Genomic DNA, 657 nt, shown 5'->3' on the forward strand with positions numbered 1-657 from the left:
AACGCAGAAAGGGGCGCCTTTCGGCGCCCCTTCCCGTGAAGGCGAAGTCGCTGTCGCGACCGCTTAGCGGAGGACGATCTCCACGCGGCGGTTCTGCGGCTCGCGGGTGTTGTCCGGGGTCGGAACGAGGAGCTGGCTCTCGCCGACGCCGCGGGCGGTGATCTCGCCGCGCGGCACGCCCAGGCGCACGAGCTCGGCGGCGACCGCATTCGCGCGGCGCACCGACAGGCCCATGTTGTACTGCGCCGAGCCCGAGGTGTCGGTGTGACCCGTCACTTCGATGCGCGTCACCTGCTGGCGGGTGCGGGCCTGCGCCGCTTCCGCGATGATCTGACGCGCGCGGGCGGTCAGGTCGGCGCGGTTCCAGTCGAAGAACACCATGAAGGTGCGCGCCGGGGCCGGAGCCGCCGCGGCCACCGGGGCCGGGGCCGCCGTGCGGCCGAAGTTGTAGCGCACGCCGAACAGCAGCGAGTGGTTGTACTGCTCGGTCCCGAAGGAAGCCGCCAGACGCTCGCAGCCGTTGACCGCCGTGCTGCCGACGCAGCCGTTGGCGCGGCCGTCGACGTCCACGGCAGCGGTGCCCATGAAGCGATACTCACCGGTCAGGGCCAGGCCCGGGACCGACTCGATCGGGAAGGCCATGCCGAGGATCGCCTG

At 72.0% G+C, this 657-nt stretch carries 1 protein-coding gene; it reads right to left on the minus strand.

Translation table 11 applies throughout. The features are described from left to right. Positions 1-63: 63 nt before the first annotated feature. A partial coding sequence (locus GWK15_RS25585) for an OmpA family protein (RefSeq protein WP_168044444.1) occupies positions 64-657 on the minus strand: 594 nt, incomplete at its 5' end.

The organism is Neoroseomonas oryzicola, assembly GCF_012163135.1.
Lineage (GTDB): Bacteria > Pseudomonadota > Alphaproteobacteria > Acetobacterales > Acetobacteraceae > Neoroseomonas > Neoroseomonas oryzicola.